A 15,495-nucleotide genomic window follows, 5' to 3' on the forward strand; every position below is an offset into this window, starting at 1 on the left:
ACAAAGGAACCACTATTAAACTCAAGTTAAATAGTGGTTCTTAGTTATTAGATCCTATTCCCATTCAATTGTTGAAGGTGGCTTACTCGTGACATCATAGACGACGCGGTTAATGTTCGGCACCTCATCGACAATGCGCGTGGAAATTTTTTGCAAAGCATCCCACGGCAAACGGGCAAAATCTGCGGTCATGCCATCAATCGAGGTTACGGCACGAATGCCAATCGTGTAGTCATAAGTGCGACCATCACCCATCACGCCAACTGACTTGATGCCGGGCAAAACAGTAAAGTACTGCCAGACCTTTTCTTGCAAACCAGCCTTTTTGATTTCGTCTCGTAAAATGGCATCACTCTCACGTACCAAGGCCAACTTATCCTCGGTTACTTCACCTAAAACGCGAATCCCAAGTCCTGGACCTGGGAACGGTTGCCGCCAAACCAAATCGTGCGGGATTCCCAACTTTTCACCTAGTTCACGCACTTCATCCTTAAACAATTTGCGCAAAGGCTCAATCAGCTTAAAGTGCATATCTTCCGGTAAGCCACCAACATTATGGTGTGACTTTATTGTTTGTGCAGTGTTAGTGCCACTCTCAATCACATCAGTATAGAGTGTGCCTTGAGCTAAAAAGTCAGCATCAGGGATTTTTTGTGCTTCTTCATTGAAAACCTCGATGAACTCCTTGCCGATGATTTTACGCTTTTGTTCTGGGTCAGTAACACCCCGCAATTTATTCAAAAAGCGATCTTTGGCATTAACGCGAACAATGTTCACACCTAAGTCACGGCTAAGAGCTGCCATAACTTCATCGCCCTCGTTCTTCCGGAGCATGCCATGATCAACAAAAATTGCTGTCATTTGGTCGCCGATTGCCTTGTGCAATAAGGTTGCCGTCACGCTGGAGTCAACACCACCAGACAAACCCAAAATCACCTTTTTATCGCCAACCTCTGCACGAATATCAGCAATCTTCATTTCGATAAAGTCAGTCATTGACCAATCAGACTTGGCCTTGCAAACCTTGAAGGCAAAATTTTTTAAAATATCCAAGCCATACTGGGTGTTGCGCACCTCAGCGTGAAATTGGATACCGTAGAATTTAGCCGAATTGTTCGCAATTGCAGAAATCGGGCAATTTTTACTAGAAGCAACTGTCGTAAAGCCATCAGGTTCCTTAGTTACCAAGTCGCCATGACTCATCCAAACATATTCATCCTTTGGCAGACCACTAAACAAGACAGAATCAGGAGCTTCAACCTTAATATCGGCACGCCCATATTCCGAATTATCGGCCGGCTCTACCTTGCCGCCCAAGTAATATGACATCAGTTGCATCCCATAACAAATGCCCAAAATAGGAATCCCTAATTTAAAAATCTCGGGGTCAACTTTCAGCGCCTCTTCGGCATAAATACTATTCGGCCCACCAGAAAAGATTATGCCCTTAGGAGCAATTTTTTTGATTTCTGCCATACTAATATCGTGTGGCAATAATTCCGAATAAATGCCAAAATCACGCAATCGCCGCGTAATTAATTGATTATATTGACTACCAAAATCTAAAACAATAATTTCATCAAAATCACTGATATTTTTGTTCACGGCCATCCCCAAATCCTTTGTAAAACTATACTTTAAATTTAGTTAAACCATACTAGGAATTATGATTGCGGTCAACCATTTTCTTCCCAAAATATTTTTAAAAGCGAATTATATCCTATATATGCCAATAATAATTCGTTTTTTAAATAAAATTTATTCTTGCATGCACTGCTCATCTCTGTTAGAATTCATTCAACACATAAATATTAATCTGTATATTGTCGTAATCAGGTCGACAGTTTCTACTCAGAACCGAAATTCTGAACTATGGATTGAGCAGCATCTTTTAGTGGTCGTACTGACTACTTTTTAAGGGCTTCTTTTACCATAGTTTTGGTAGAAGAGGCCCTTATTTTTTTCAAGGAGGAAAACGTGAAGTTACTAGAAGACCGCATTAGACGTGATGGTGAAGTTTTGCCCGGAAATGTCCTGAAAATCAACTCGTTTTTGAATCATCAAGTTGATCCTGAATTGATGATTGCCTGCGGGCAAGAATTTGCCCGACGCTTTCAAGATAATGGCATTACCAAAGTCTTGACTTGTGAGGCTTCCGGCATTGCCCCGGGGATTATGGCTGCTTTTGAATTGCACGTACCGATGGTATTTGCCCGCAAGAAGAAGCCGTCGACACTTAATGATGCGGTTTACTGGGCCGACGTCTTTTCTTACACCAAAAAGATCACTAACAAGATCTGTGTCGAGCAAAAATTCCTGAGTGAAAACGACACACTGCTAATTATCGACGACTTTTTAGCTCATGGTGAGGCTGTTAAGGGCATGATTAATATTGCCGAGCAAGCTCATGCAAAGATTGCCGGCGTTGGTGTGGTCGTTGCCAAAACCTTTCAGGGTGGTAGCGATTGGATTCAAGATCACAATTATCGCTTAGAAGCTTTAGCCAATATTACGAGCTTAAAAGACGAAAAAGTACATTTTGCGGGTGAAGAATAATGGTGCAAAAAGAAGTCAGCCAACAAAAAGCTGCTATCTTAGGCTTACAACACTTACTTGCGATGTATTCCGGCGCTGTCGCCGTGCCGTTATTAATCGGTAGTGCATTAAAGTTCTCTGCTAGCCAAATGACTTATCTAGTTTCAATTGATATTTTCATGTGCGGCTTGGCCACCTTGCTTCAATTATTGCGTAACAAGTACTTTGGCATCGGCTTTCCCGTCATTTTGGGTTGCGCCATTCAAGCCGTAGCTCCTTTGCAGATGATTGGACAGAAGTTTTCGATTAATGACATGTACGGTGCCATCATTGTGGCTGGTATTTTCGTAATTTTGATTTCTAGTATTTTCGCTAAAATCAAGAAGTTCTTCCCCCCAGTTGTCACCGGTACGTTAATCACGACAATCGGCTTAACCTTAATTCCAGTTGCTGTGCAAAACATGGGCGGCGGCAATAGTAGTTCAAAAAACTTCGGCAATTGGCAAAACTTGCTGCTAGGCTTTGGCACCATGTTCATTATCTTAGCGTTTGAAATCTGGGCCAAGGGCTTCTTGCATTCGATTTCTGTCCTGATTGGACTAATTATCGGTACGATTATTGCCGCTTTCATGGGCCTTGTATCTTTTGCGCCAGTTTTGCAGGCTTCATGGTTCCATTTACCACAATTATTTTACTTCGGCGTGCCTCACTTTGAGTGGTCTTCCAGCATGACGATGATTATCATCGCACTGGTTTCAATGGTTGAATCCACGGGTGTGTTTTTTGCGACTGGCGACCTAATTCACCACAACGTTACTGAGGACGACTTGAAAAAGGGCTACCGTGCAGAAGGCTTAGCACAAATTTGCGGGGGACTGTTCAATGCATTTCCTTACACGACTTTCTCGCAAAACGTTGGCTTACTACAATTATCTGGGATTAAAACCAAACGCCCAATCTATTGGGCAGCAGGACTCTTAATGGCAATGGGTTTGCTGCCAAAAGTCGGCGCGTTAGTAACCATTATCCCTACCCCCGTTTTAGGTGGAGCCATGCTTGTCATGTTTACCATGATTGCCATACAAGGAATTAAAACCCTAATCAAAGTCGATCTCAGCGACAACAATAATGTTTTAATTATTGCAATTTCAATTGGCTTAGGTCTTGGTGTCACAATCTATCCACAGATTTTTCAAAATTTACCCCAAACAATTCAACTCTTTCTTTCAAATGGGATTGTGATTACCAGCTTATCGGCAACTATTCTAAACCTATTACTTAAAGGAGGCGGTGCCAGTAAACAATAATCTTTGATAATGTAGGTAAGTTTTCTTGCCCTTGGAAATACTTACTTGCGCCTAAAAAGGAGCTACTTCGAATTGAAGTAGCTCCTTTTATTATGTTATTCAAAATTGGCTGGTTAGTCTTAGTTAATATTACAATAGTGACAAAAATTCCGCACCTTGCGGCGTAGCTAAAAATATTGCGAACAATATAAATGTAATGCCACAAACTAATAATAAGCATTTAATCTTTTTCGACAACTTCTTTGATAAACTCAAAATAATAAAAATTAAACCTATCAAACAAGAAATTATCATTATCCAAAAACCCATCAATATTTTCTCCTAATCGATTTCTTTTATATATCCCTTACTAAGCATTAAGATTGTTCCAATTATTGCTAATCTTTTGTTCATCATAATTTCCTCCTAATTAATACCAGCCATTATATAAATTTATTACATTATCAACTAAAGAATTAAGAGCTCATTCATTCTTTAATTTTGTTATAACAAATCTTTTTCAATTATTGTTCAATGGTTCATATTTTCACATTCAAACATAAAATTTTTATTTTTCAAAAAACGATTAATAGTTTAAAATTTATTTATAAATCGCTTACATAAAACTAGAAAGAGGCTAGCAATGGAAATCTATGAACTACTAAAAAAGTATCGCCTTATTCAACATAAGTCCCAACAGAGTTGGGTTGGTAATATCGTCAGCCGCTCGTTTTATACCAAAGTAGAACAAGGAAAAAGTCACCTATCAGCAAATGATCTACTTGACCTACTTCACTACAATCACATCCCAACCGTTGATTTTTTTACCAAACTAAATGAAGTTGATCGCTCCCAGTATCATCAGAAAACTCAACTAAAAACTTTGATTACTAATGCTTTTTATCAAAATTCAAAGTCTAAATTAAAACAAATCGCAGATAAAATAATTAGTAGTAATTATCCTAATCAAGAAGAACAAATAGCCTTGATTAATGCCTATATTGCGTTAGTAAATAACGATTTTGATAGCTTAGATGAAAAAAGTCGTAGCTATCTGAAAGAAAAATTTTTAAACACAAAATTTCTGAGTAAGGACTACTTAACTATTTATCGCAATCTAATCCCACTATTTGAACTTGATCAAAATATTGCTATTGTCAAAAAAATTCTTAACAAGTTTTTGAATATTAATGAAATTGATATTCAAGCTTCATTAATAGTAATTTTAGCTAATATCACTTTCCTATGTGTCGAAAGCCAAAATTATCAAGATGCTGCCTATTTCATCGCATGTGCTGATAAAATTAATACTAGACCTGATAACTTTTTCTATAAAATGGGGATTTTACTGTCTAAAAACATCCTTGCATATCATAAAAAATCAGAAGAATCTTATCTAGAAAACTGTCAGGAAATTATCAAAATAACCAAGTTAAACGGTATGGACGCATACAGCCATGAACTTGAGGTTTACTTGCAAAACAATATTTAGCACATAAAAAGAGAGAACTATTTAGATTATTAAATAGTTCTCTCTTTTATAGTAATAGAAATTAATGCCAAAATGTTACCAGCTATTAAAATTTATTATTGTCTTTGTTATAATATTATTACAGAAAAGCTAAGGCGGTAGTTATTTGCTTTCAAAGAAAGTGGTGCTGATGGTGATTAAACACCTGCACTTCAAAATTCTGATGAAAGGAGGTAACCCCAGTGTCTGCTGCAGACGCTATTCAATTAATGCTTTCTTTTGGCACTTTCATTGTTGCCTTGATTGCATTAATTGTTGAGATTATTAAATTAATTTCCAAAAAACATTCTAAGCTTAGTGGTGGAGATAAGATCTGATCAATCTTGTCTTCACCACTTTTTATTTATAATAAAAGTGGGCATGAAGCTGATAAGTCGGAGGTTTTTTTGGCGCTTAGTCGTCGTACAAAAACTGGCAGCTTCATGATACTTTATTAGATCTGTTCAAAGAATGTTAAGGACATTAATTGTCGTGTACTAGGAAAGTAGATTAATAAAGCACTTAACACAATTTTATGTAAAGGATGGTATCAAATGGAAATTGTTTTTGGAATTGATATTAGCAGTAAAACCTTTAACGTCGCTATTGGCATTGATAATTCTATCGTTAAGGAATATAAGACGACTAACAATCGTTTGGGATTTAAAGAGCTATTAGTTGATCTTAAACAGTTTGAGCAACCAGAAGTTGTCTTTGAGGCGACTGGAACTTATTCTCGGCGTTTAGAAATGTTTCTTCAAGACTATGATTATGGCTATATTCGTCTTAATCCGTTAGATGCTAAGAAACAAATGGATAATTTTAGACACCGTAAGACCGACATTATTGATGCTAGAAATCTAGCTTTATCACAGTTTCAGTTTAAAAGGAAAAACACCTATCAAGCAAAGCCTGTTTACCAAGATTTAAAGGATTACAATCATTTTTATCAAGAACTCAATAATGATGTTGTTCGTACTAAAGATCGGCTTCATAGTGCTTTACAGCTAACATTTCCTGAAATTGAAACTCTGCTTAGTAAAACCGATAGTAAACTTTATTGGAATCTGGTTAAGAAATTTCCAATAAGCACCATAGTATTTGAGTATTCAATTGCGGAGTTAAAAGAAATAGTGATGCATGCCACTGACAAATGTATTTCTGATAAGCGGGCACTTAAAATCGCTGAAAAGCTATCTAAGTTAGCCAATGAAAGTTATCCTAGTGTAGATGAACAATCCGGTGTTGTAATGCAAGTAACTTATTTTGTAAATCAATTAATGCAGCTTGAGCAAGAAAAAGCTGTAGTCATCAAAGAAATGAGCGCCTTGTCTAAAGAATTGCCAGAATATGAAGAACTACTTAGTTTACCAGGAGTAGCGGCTACTACAGCCAATGAAATTATTGCCGAATTAGGTGATATCAAACGATTTAAGCGCCCTAATCAGATCAATGCTTATATTGGCATTGATCTAAAGCAGTATGAATCAGGAGAATATAAAGCAGCACGTCACATTAGTAAGCGTGGAAACGCTGTGGCCAGAAAGATACTCTATCAGGCAGTGATTAATATGGTATCTGCAGCGACACATGATTCTGGTAAAAATCATATAGCAGACTATTACCAACGAAAAAAGCAATCTTACCCAGTCAAAATGACCAAGAAGATTGCCATTGCTTCAATAGCTCGTCTAATTCGAACTATCTTTAGTTTAGTAAAGAATAGACAGCAGTATACATATTATCCAACTTTATCAAAGTAACACTACAAGACTATTTAAACTAACTATAATTACCATACCACCTTAATCAAAAAAATGTTAAGTTAAGGTGGTTTTTGGCATACAGAAGTGAGAATTAAAAATATGATAGTTGCGAGCAACTATCATATTTTTTTATTTATTACTTGACTAATCGTAGGAAATAAAATCGCCTTAGCTCTAGTGAAGTTAGCGATTTTATTTGTAAATCTATAAGTTTGCTACCGTCTTACGCGGTTTCTGTAAGGAGTTCTATTACTAGTAGAACTCCTTTTCTTTTTTTATTATAACACATTAATTGTACTTAATTGTCTCCCAACTACACTAATTTATATTGGCAAATAGCACTTTCATTGTTGCCTTGATTGCATTAATTGTTGAGATTATTAAATTAATTTCAAAAAAATAAATCGCCTTGGCTCTAGTGAAGCTAGCGATTTATTAATCATCGTTTAACATTGCTACCGTCTTACGCGGTTTCTGTAAGGAGTTCTATTACCAGTAGAACTCCTTTTCTTTTTTATTATAGCACATTAATTGTCACTGCCAACACTTCTGTTTCACCCCCGTTAGTGTCAACTTTTTGTGGGTAATAAACTTTTATCCTTTACTGTAATTAATTTAGAACAAAAAAGCATCGCAAACTAAACAACTGTCATGAAATTATTATTTTTTTAGATTGCCAGACCCAGCCTTCTTTTAATACAATAGTAGTTAAAGCAAACAGAAAGGACCTATTTATGAAACAAACAGAATGTACCACAATTTTAGTTGGTAAAAATGCTTCACTCGATGGCTCAACCATGATCGCACGTAGTGAGGATGGCGGTAGAACCATTATTCCTGAAGGATTTGAAGTTATTACACCAGACAAGCAACCTAAGCACTACGAGAGTGTCATCAGCCACCAAAAGATTGACGATGACGACTTGCCAGCTAATCCATTACGCTACACTAGCGCTCCTGACGTGTCAGGCGAAAGTGGCATTTGGGCAGCTGCCGGAATTAATTCAGACAACGTTGCCATGACTGCTACTGAAACCATCACCACTAATTCTCGGATTCAAGGGATTGACCCATTAACTGCAGAAGGTGGTCTTGGCGAAGAAGATTTTGTCACTCTAACATTGCCATACCTCCATTCAGCTCTTGATGGTGTTAAGCGTGTCAGTTATTTATTAGAAAAATACGGCACTTACGAAATGAACGGCATGGCTTTTGCCGACAATGATGAAATTTGGTACCTAGAAACTATCGGCGGTCACCACTGGATTGCACGTCGCATTCCTGACGATGCTTACGTGATTGCTCCTAACCGGTTAAACATTGACGAATTCCACTTTGGTCAAGATGGCTTCATGGCTTCTTCAGACTTGGAAGACTTAATCGCTGAATACCACTTAAATCCTGACCGTGAAGGCTACAACATGCGTCACATTTTTGGTAGTTCAACTATCAAAGATGCACATTACAACAATCCACGTGCATGGTTTGTTCACAACTACTTTGATCCAGAGTTTGGCGGTCAACCAAGCGATCAAGACCAACCATTCATTTGCCATGCTAACCGCAAAATTAGTATTGAAGACATCGAATGGGTTGAGAGTTCTCACTACCAAGACACGCCATACGATCCTTATGGTACTGGTACTGATGCCGAAAAGAAAACTTTCCGGTCAATCGCACTTAACCGTAATTTTGAAACTCATATTTTACAAGTTAGAAATGACGTTCCTGCCGAATTTGCTGGTGTTCAATGGCTTGCCTTTGGACCAAACAGCTTCAACTGCATGGTGCCATTCTACACCAACGTTTCAACCACCCCTGCTAGCTATCAAACTGGTGCTAAGTTTGACTTGAACAAGATTTTCTGGTTGAACAAGTTGACAGCTCAACTCGGCGACACCAACTTTAAGGTTTATGGCGAGTTAGAAGCTGACTTTGAACAAAAGTCGCAGTCAGAATGTCACATGATCCAACACCAAACTGACAAAAAGGCTAAAGACTTATCTGGTCAAGAATTAGAAGACTTGCTTGTAGAAGCCAACCAAAAGATGGCTAACCAAGTTTATAGCAATACCATTGACCTTCTTGGCAACATGGTTGATGAGGGTCACGGGTTGATGACCTTAAAATATGACTTGTTAGATTAGATTTTAAATAGTAAAAACAGCGGAGTAATTGCTCTGCTGTTTTTTTAGCCAAAAAAGCTTGAAGCATCTCTGCTTCAAGCTCTTTTGATTAACTTATTTTTCTGGTACATCTTGAATGGTAACATCAGCACCAAGCAAGCGAAGTTTCTCTTGGACACGGTCATATCCACGCAAGATATTGCCCGCGTTATTAATCACCGTTGTTCCGTCTGCCATCAAGCCCGCAATCATCAGGCAAGCGCCAGCACGGATCTCTCCGGCTGCCACCGTTGCGCCGTGCAGGTGCTCAGTTGGATGAACTAAAATTATATCATCTTCAGCCTTAATATCAGCACCCATCTTGCGCAACTGCTCAATGTGGCCAATGCGTTTAGGATAAATACGGTCAATAATGACGCCCTCACCAGTTTTTGCCGTTAACAAAAGCGGCGTCACTGGCTGCTGCAAGTCTGTCGCAAATCCAGGATAAGCTCCCGTCTTAATTTGCGTCATCTTAAGTTCACCAGCTGGATAGACAAACAACGAATCTTCATCGGCATCAATCACTACACCCATTTCCTCAACCTTAGCAAGGTATGAATCGAGGTGTTCCTCAATGATGTTATGGATTCGAATACCATTACCAACACAGCCAGCTAGCGAAATATACGTACCAGCTTCAATTCGGTCAGGGATAATTGTATGCGGCGTCTGCGCACGCAGCTGCTCTACTCCTTCAATCCGAATCGTGTCAGTCCCAGCACCACGAATAACAGCACCCATATTATTGAGAAAAGTTGCTAAATCAATAATTTCAGGTTCTTTGGCAGCATTGTCAATTACTGTTTGACCATGCGCGGTTACGCTGGCCATAATAATATTCATTGTTGCCCCGACTGATGGCATTTTCAGGTGAATTGTTGCACCATGAAGTCCACTTGCGGGAGACTTAATTGTTATTTGATCATTTTCATTTTTTACACATGCGCCTAAGGCTTCAAAGCCCTTAATATGCTGGTCGATGGGACGCGGCCCAATATCATCCCCACCGGGGAAGCCCACAACAGCCTTACCAAAGCGGCCGAGTAGTGCGCCCATAAAATAATAGGAAGCACGCAAACTCTTAATCTTACCGCTTGGCAATGGGCTCATCTTAATGTTTACTGGGTCAATATACAATGTCGTTTCGTGAAAGTCACTTACAACATCCATCTCACTCAATAAATCCATTAAGTTGTCGACGTCAGCAATTCTTGGAACACCTTCCAAGGTTACTGGTGTACGCGACAAAATCGATGCTGGAATCAGTGCCACCGTTGAGTTCTTAGCGCCACCGATCCAGACATCACCCTGCAGGGGCTTTCCACCATGAATTATCATTTGCTTCATTGGCGAAAAAATCCTTTTCTATTTTCGATTAATCATAATAATGTTAAAGGAATTTTACAGAAAAAACAAGAGAAGACCTCTGTCTTCTCTGTTCAAAAATCAGATTTTTGTATTATTCAAACTAATTAAAATTTTTCTGCTGGCAAACCACTGGCAGCACCAATGAATGCTTGGTAAAGTCCTTCAGGTCTTTGTGGTCTACTCAAAAACTCTGGGTGATATTGAGCAGCAACAAAGAACTTATTCTTAGTAATTTCAACAACTTCAACCAAATGATTATCAGGTGAAACACCAGAGATAGTCATACCAGCCTTTTCAAAGGCATCACGATATTCATTGTTGAACTCGTAACGGTGACGGTGACGCTCTTGGATAACATCTTGGTTATCGTAAGCAGCAGCCGTCTTGGTGCCCTTCTTCAAGGTAGCTGGGTAGAGACCTAAACGCAAAGTTCCACCGATGTTTTCTTCATCACGCTTGTCAGCCATAATATCAATCACATTATGCTTACCATTAGGCGTTACTTCACCAGTATTGGCATCCTTAATTCCTAAAACGTCGCGGGCAAACTCAATTGTGGTTAATTGCATCCCTAAACAAACGCCAAGAAACGGAATGTCGTTTTCCCGAGCATATTTAATTGCCGTAATCATGCCTTCGTAGCCCCGACTGCCAAAACCACCGGGAACAATTAAGCCATCTGAATCCTTCATCAAGTCAGCAATGTTGTCTTCAGTAACATCTTCAGCTTGAACCTTGTCAACTTCAATCTTGGTATTGTACAGATAGCCAGCATGTTGCAAAGCGTCAGTAACAGAAATATAAGCATCTTCAAGTTCAACGTACTTACCAACTAATGTAATCTTGGTTGTGTACTTTAGATTCTTAGCACGTTCGTCAAGCTTCTTCCATTCTTCCATGTCAGCTGCTGGTTTAGGACTCTCAAGATGTAAGAAATCACAGACTTTTTGATCCATACCTTGCTCTTGGAAGGCAAGTGGCAAGTCGAATAATGATGGCGCGTTAATTGATTCGATAATCCGGTCAACAGGAACATCGGTAAAGTTAGAAATCTTATCCTTATGCTCTTGGTCGATTGGCATTTCTGCACGTAACACTAGCATATTAGGTTGAATTCCAATGCTACGCAATTCCGCAACTGAATGTTGTGTTGGCTTGGTCTTCATTTCTTGAGCAGCGTGTAAATATGGTACCAATGTACAATGAATATACATCACATTGTCTTCGCCAACTTCACGACGCATCTGCCGAATTGCTTCCATGAATGGTGTTGATTCAATGTCACCAACTGTCCCACCGATTTCAGAAATAACGACATCAGAGTCTGTCGTAATGCCGGCGCGCATAATCTTTTCCTTAATCATGTCGGTAATATGCGGAATTACTTGAACTGTCGCACCGTGGTAGTCGCCGCGGCGTTCTTTTTCCAAAACTTCCTTGTAAATCTTACCGGTAGTAACGTTGGAATACTTGCTAGTCCGCACATCCACAATTCGCTCATAGTGACCTAAGTCAAGGTCAGCTTCCGTACCATCATCGGTAACGAAGACTTCGCCGTGTTGGTATGGGTTCATTGTCCCCGGGTCAATGTTAATATATGGATCAAACTTTTGCATGGTTACTTTTAAACCACGGTTCTTAAGCAAACGTCCAAGACTTGAAGCAGTGATTCCTTTGCCCAAAGATGAAACAACGCCACCAGTAACGAAGATATATTTTGTCATTAGCCAAACTCCTTTTTTAAGATATCTAGAAAAATAATTAATAAATAAAAAAAGCTCCCAATAAATGGGAGCATAGTTGCACATAAGGTGCCCAAATAGTATACTAGCGATTTTAAGCAAAGATGTCAAGAAAATTATTCGTCTTCGTCGTCTTCATCATCCTCGTCGTCGAGTTCGGATAATTGACCTTCGATACCATCTGGTAATTCTTCTTCATCGTCATTAGTAGTACCAAAGTCATCTTCATCACCACTAAAGTCGTCGGTATCGTCAGCGGCCGTGGCATCCAAATCTTCGTCTTCTGGATCATCATTATCATAGTCAATGATATCATCACTGCCCGTTGCGCTGGCCAAAAAGGCGTTAACCTTCTTATGGTGTGAACGAGTATCTTCCTCGTCCTCATCTTCTGGGTGGTTAACTTCTTCGTCAACAGATTCGTATGGGAACCATGATCTTAGTGCCCACACATTTTCACCCATTGAAATGAACTCACCATTAGTGTTCATATCTGTATAAAATTGCGGCAAACGTTCACGAATTTCTTCGTCACTTTCACCTAAGAATTTCTGCACGGCATTTACAATATCAGCAAAGGCCATTCTCTTATTATTATCTTCCAAAATTGCGCGAGCAACTTCAATCATTGATAGTTCGTTACGATTTTTGTCTTTAAAGTCGTTTAATCCCACAATTGCATTCCTCTCTTTTACCAATCTTTATTATTTTACTAGGCGTTTAAGTAAAAATCAACGTGACAGTGTAATTACCTACTAAGTATAGACCACTAAAGAGGTCATATTCAATTCGAAGTTCTTGAGAACCATCATTTTTAGAGAAAAATTTAATTTGATTGGTCGTACTAGTTAAGTCCATCTGGTACCCGGCCGCAACATAACAGCAAGGTTGCTGCTCGCCCAAACGAAAATGCAGCTGCGAATAATTTTGCTGGTCAGGTTGCCGGCGGATAATAACATCGCCTGTCTTAATTAAAATTTTAACCGGAATTTTGCCATCTTCAAGATAAGAAACACGGGTAATTGCGCCGTCCCGTCTAAGTTCGCCCTCTGCTTTTTTGGCAAATGATTCCGTCTCATTCTCTTGCCTAATTGTACTTGTGAAAGTCACTGTTACTTTAGCCATCCTGCTAAAACCCCATCTATCTTAAAACTTCGCCTGATTTTTGCTATAATTTAGTCAGTTAAAACTATTCTAAATGATATTTATCTAAAAATTAATAGTCAAGCTTGAGGAATTTTGTAATGGCAGAATTTAATAGTAAAAAATTAGCTAAGGAAGTGGTGCTGCGCGACCCTGTCCACGGCTACATCCACATTGAGGATCAGGTTATCTTTGACCTACTAAAAACCAAAGAATTTCAGCGTATGCGTCGAATTAAGCAATTAGGGCCAATCGCTTATGTCTTTCCCGGCGCAACTCATACCCGTTTTGAACATAACTTAGGCGTTTATGAATTAACTAGACGAATCTGCGATATTTTTGTTAAAAAGTACCCTACGCAGCGCCCAGGAGATGGACTCTGGGACGATCATAACCGCCTACTGGTAGAGTGTGCTGGTATGCTACACGACATCGGCCATGGGCCTTATTCTCATACTTTTGAGCATTTATTTGGCACAAACCACGAAAAGATTGGTCAAAAAATTATTACCGACCCAAATACAGAAATTAATCATGCCTTAAAGCAGGTTGCTCCCAACTTTCCGGAACTCGTTGCTAGCGTGATTGCGAAGACCTATCCTAACCCACAAGTGGTAAAAATGATTTCCAGCCAAGCAGATGCTGACCGCATGGATTATCTCGAGCGTGACGCCTACTTTACTGGCGTTACTTACGGCGAATTTGACCTCTCACGAATTTTGCAGGAGATTAGGCCATACCAAGACGGGATCTGCTTTAATTCGGATGGAATGCATGCCGTTGAAGATTACATTTCCTCGCGCTATCAGATGTACCAGCAAGTTTACTTTCACCGGGTGGGACGGTCAATGGAAGTTCTACTGCAACACCTTCTTGAACGCGCCAAAATCATATACCAGCAACAACGTTTGCAGGTGACACCGAGTTTGGCACGCTTTTTAGCTGGGAATTGGACACTTGCTGATTATCTAAAACTAGATGATGGTGTAATGGAAACCAACTTCTCCATGTGGACTAAGTCTGGCGACCCAATTTTAGCCGATCTTGCTAATCGCTACCTTTACCGCAAGCCGCTGGCAAGCGTCCAAATCGATCAAGAAACTAAGAATTTACTACCTAAATTAAAGGATTTAATTAAGCAAGCCGGCTTTGACCCTACTTATTACACGGCAACTAATTCTGCTTTTGACGAACCTTACGACGCCTATAAGCCATCAGGTAAGAATGCTAATAGCCAAATCGAAATCATGCAAAACGATGGACAACTAATTGAACTATCACAATTAAGTCCGTTAGTCCGTGCCTTAAACGGCACTATTCAGGGTGATGAGCGGTTCTTTTTTCCAAAAACAATGCTCTCAATTAGTGATGAGCCGCAAATCTTTGATCCCCTATACGAGCAATTTCAACGTTATATCAAAAACGGTGAGCTGCGCTATTTAAGACGCCCAAAAAGAACTACTAAATAAAAATTGAGCCTAACAGCTCATTTTTTATTTGGTCACATCTACCCATTCAAACGGTTGTGTATATTTTTCTAATTCTGCTAAAGTCAGCTTAATTGCCGAATTTGGTAGTCCTGCAGCTGGATAGATAACATCATGCTTCTTGATACTTTCATCAAGATAAACCTTAACATCAGGCTTTACGGCAAACGGACAGACACCACCAGCGGGATGACCAATCTTATCCTCTAATTCATCAAACTTAACCATTTTAGCCTTTTGACCAAAGGTGGCCTTATATTTAGCATTGGCAATACGTGCGCCGCCTTCTGTCACAATGACAATTGGATGCTCTTTTAATTGAAACGCCATCGTCTTAGCGATTTGATTAGGCTCTACTCCTAGCATATTGGCGGCTTCTTCAACTGTTGCTGTTGATTCATCAAAAAGATGAATGCGGTCTTGCATATGCCGCTCTTTAAAATAATTTTCAACTTCTGTATATGACATTATTAGGCAACTCCTTAAACTA

General features: G+C 39.3%; 13 protein-coding genes and 1 riboswitch. Of the genes, 7 read left to right on the plus strand and 6 right to left on the minus strand.

Translation table 11 applies throughout. The annotated features are described in order from the left end of the window. Positions 1 to 54 precede the first annotated feature (54 nt). Positions 55 to 1,605 carry a glutamine-hydrolyzing GMP synthase gene (guaA, locus tag OZX76_RS08045; RefSeq protein ID WP_277179307.1) on the minus strand — a complete coding sequence of 517 codons (1,551 nt, stop codon included), beginning with the start codon at positions 1,603 to 1,605 and terminating at the stop codon, positions 55 to 57. Positions 1,606 to 1,796: 191 nt separating this feature from the next. After that, a riboswitch (purine riboswitch) is annotated at positions 1,797 to 1,893 on the plus strand. Positions 1,894 to 1,977: 84 nt separating this feature from the next. Between guaA and OZX76_RS08050 the strand changes: the two genes are divergently transcribed. From OZX76_RS08050 to OZX76_RS08075, 6 genes are all read left to right on the plus strand, one after another. Next, the gene (locus tag OZX76_RS08050; RefSeq protein ID WP_277179308.1) at positions 1,978 to 2,556 is read left to right on the plus strand and encodes a xanthine phosphoribosyltransferase; all 579 of its coding nucleotides are present in this window, start codon (positions 1,978 to 1,980) and stop codon (positions 2,554 to 2,556) included. After that, the gene (locus OZX76_RS08055; protein ID WP_277179310.1) at positions 2,556 to 3,842 is read left to right on the plus strand and encodes a nucleobase:cation symporter-2 family protein; all 1,287 of its coding nucleotides are present in this window, start codon (positions 2,556 to 2,558) and stop codon (positions 3,840 to 3,842) included. Before OZX76_RS08050 ends, OZX76_RS08055 begins: the two co-directional genes overlap by 1 nt. 622 nt (positions 3,843 to 4,464) lie before the next feature. Beyond that, positions 4,465 to 5,313, plus strand: a complete 849-nt coding sequence (locus OZX76_RS08060) for a hypothetical protein (protein ID WP_277179311.1) — start codon at positions 4,465 to 4,467, stop codon at positions 5,311 to 5,313. 221 nt (positions 5,314 to 5,534) lie between these two features. Then, positions 5,535 to 5,669: a putative holin-like toxin gene (locus OZX76_RS08065; RefSeq protein ID WP_277179312.1), complete on the plus strand. Its 135-nt coding sequence runs from the start codon at positions 5,535 to 5,537 to the stop codon at positions 5,667 to 5,669. A gap of 216 nt (positions 5,670 to 5,885) precedes the next feature. Further along, entirely contained in the window at positions 5,886 to 7,094 is a 1,209-nt protein-coding gene (locus OZX76_RS08070) for an IS110 family transposase (RefSeq protein WP_277178722.1), read from the plus strand. A 737-nt stretch (positions 7,095 to 7,831) separates the two neighbouring features. Next, positions 7,832 to 9,244: a C69 family dipeptidase gene (locus tag OZX76_RS08075; protein ID WP_277179313.1), complete on the plus strand. Its 1,413-nt coding sequence runs from the start codon at positions 7,832 to 7,834 to the stop codon at positions 9,242 to 9,244. A gap of 93 nt (positions 9,245 to 9,337) precedes the next feature. On the opposite strand, the gene OZX76_RS08080 is transcribed toward OZX76_RS08075, so the two are convergent. From OZX76_RS08080 to OZX76_RS08095, 4 genes are all read right to left on the minus strand, one after another. Then, entirely contained in the window at positions 9,338 to 10,612 is a 1,275-nt protein-coding gene (locus tag OZX76_RS08080) for a UDP-N-acetylglucosamine 1-carboxyvinyltransferase (protein WP_277131938.1), read from the minus strand. A 125-nt stretch (positions 10,613 to 10,737) separates the two neighbouring features. Continuing rightward, positions 10,738 to 12,357 (minus strand): CTP synthase, encoded by a 1,620-nt coding sequence (locus OZX76_RS08085; RefSeq protein ID WP_277179314.1) that lies wholly within the window; start codon positions 12,355 to 12,357, stop codon positions 10,738 to 10,740. A 134-nt stretch (positions 12,358 to 12,491) separates the two neighbouring features. Then, a complete protein-coding gene (rpoE, locus tag OZX76_RS08090) occupies positions 12,492 to 13,049 on the minus strand; it encodes a DNA-directed RNA polymerase subunit delta (RefSeq protein ID WP_277179315.1) in 558 nt (185 codons plus the stop codon). A 46-nt stretch (positions 13,050 to 13,095) separates the two neighbouring features. Then, positions 13,096 to 13,500, minus strand: a complete 405-nt coding sequence (locus tag OZX76_RS08095) for a DUF1934 domain-containing protein (protein WP_277179316.1) — start codon at positions 13,498 to 13,500, stop codon at positions 13,096 to 13,098. Between the two features lie 119 nt (positions 13,501 to 13,619). On the opposite strand from OZX76_RS08095, the gene OZX76_RS08100 reads away from it, so the two are divergent. Then, the gene (locus tag OZX76_RS08100; RefSeq protein ID WP_277179317.1) at positions 13,620 to 14,987 is read left to right on the plus strand and encodes an HD domain-containing protein; all 1,368 of its coding nucleotides are present in this window, start codon (positions 13,620 to 13,622) and stop codon (positions 14,985 to 14,987) included. Between the two features lie 24 nt (positions 14,988 to 15,011). Here the strand turns inward: OZX76_RS08100 and OZX76_RS08105 are convergent, their stop codons facing one another. Next, on the minus strand, positions 15,012 to 15,473 hold the full coding sequence (locus OZX76_RS08105) for a YbaK/EbsC family protein (protein ID WP_277179318.1): 462 nt from the start codon (positions 15,471 to 15,473) through the stop codon (positions 15,012 to 15,014). Positions 15,474 to 15,495 lie beyond the last annotated feature (22 nt).

This window comes from Lactobacillus sp. ESL0677, assembly GCF_029392875.1.
Classification (GTDB): domain Bacteria; phylum Bacillota; class Bacilli; order Lactobacillales; family Lactobacillaceae; genus Lactobacillus.

Excerpts from the sequence above, each read along its gene's own strand:
- OZX76_RS08100 (WP_277179317.1), top strand. The coding sequence starts at position 13,620 with ATGGCAGAATTTAATAGTAAAAAATTAGCTAAGGAAGTGGTGCTGCGC.
- OZX76_RS08105 (WP_277179318.1), bottom strand. The coding sequence starts at position 15,473 with ATGTCATATACAGAAGTTGAAAATTATTTTAAAGAGCGGCATATGCAA.
- OZX76_RS08085 (WP_277179314.1), bottom strand. The coding sequence starts at position 12,357 with ATGACAAAATATATCTTCGTTACTGGTGGCGTTGTTTCATCTTTGGGC.
- OZX76_RS08075 (WP_277179313.1), top strand. The coding sequence starts at position 7,832 with ATGAAACAAACAGAATGTACCACAATTTTAGTTGGTAAAAATGCTTCA.
- OZX76_RS08080 (WP_277131938.1), bottom strand. The coding sequence starts at position 10,612 with ATGAAGCAAATGATAATTCATGGTGGAAAGCCCCTGCAGGGTGATGTC.
- OZX76_RS08055 (WP_277179310.1), top strand. The coding sequence starts at position 2,556 with ATGGTGCAAAAAGAAGTCAGCCAACAAAAAGCTGCTATCTTAGGCTTA.
- OZX76_RS08095 (WP_277179316.1), bottom strand. The coding sequence starts at position 13,500 with ATGGCTAAAGTAACAGTGACTTTCACAAGTACAATTAGGCAAGAGAAT.
- OZX76_RS08070 (WP_277178722.1), top strand. The coding sequence starts at position 5,886 with ATGGAAATTGTTTTTGGAATTGATATTAGCAGTAAAACCTTTAACGTC.
- OZX76_RS08060 (WP_277179311.1), top strand. The coding sequence starts at position 4,465 with ATGGAAATCTATGAACTACTAAAAAAGTATCGCCTTATTCAACATAAG.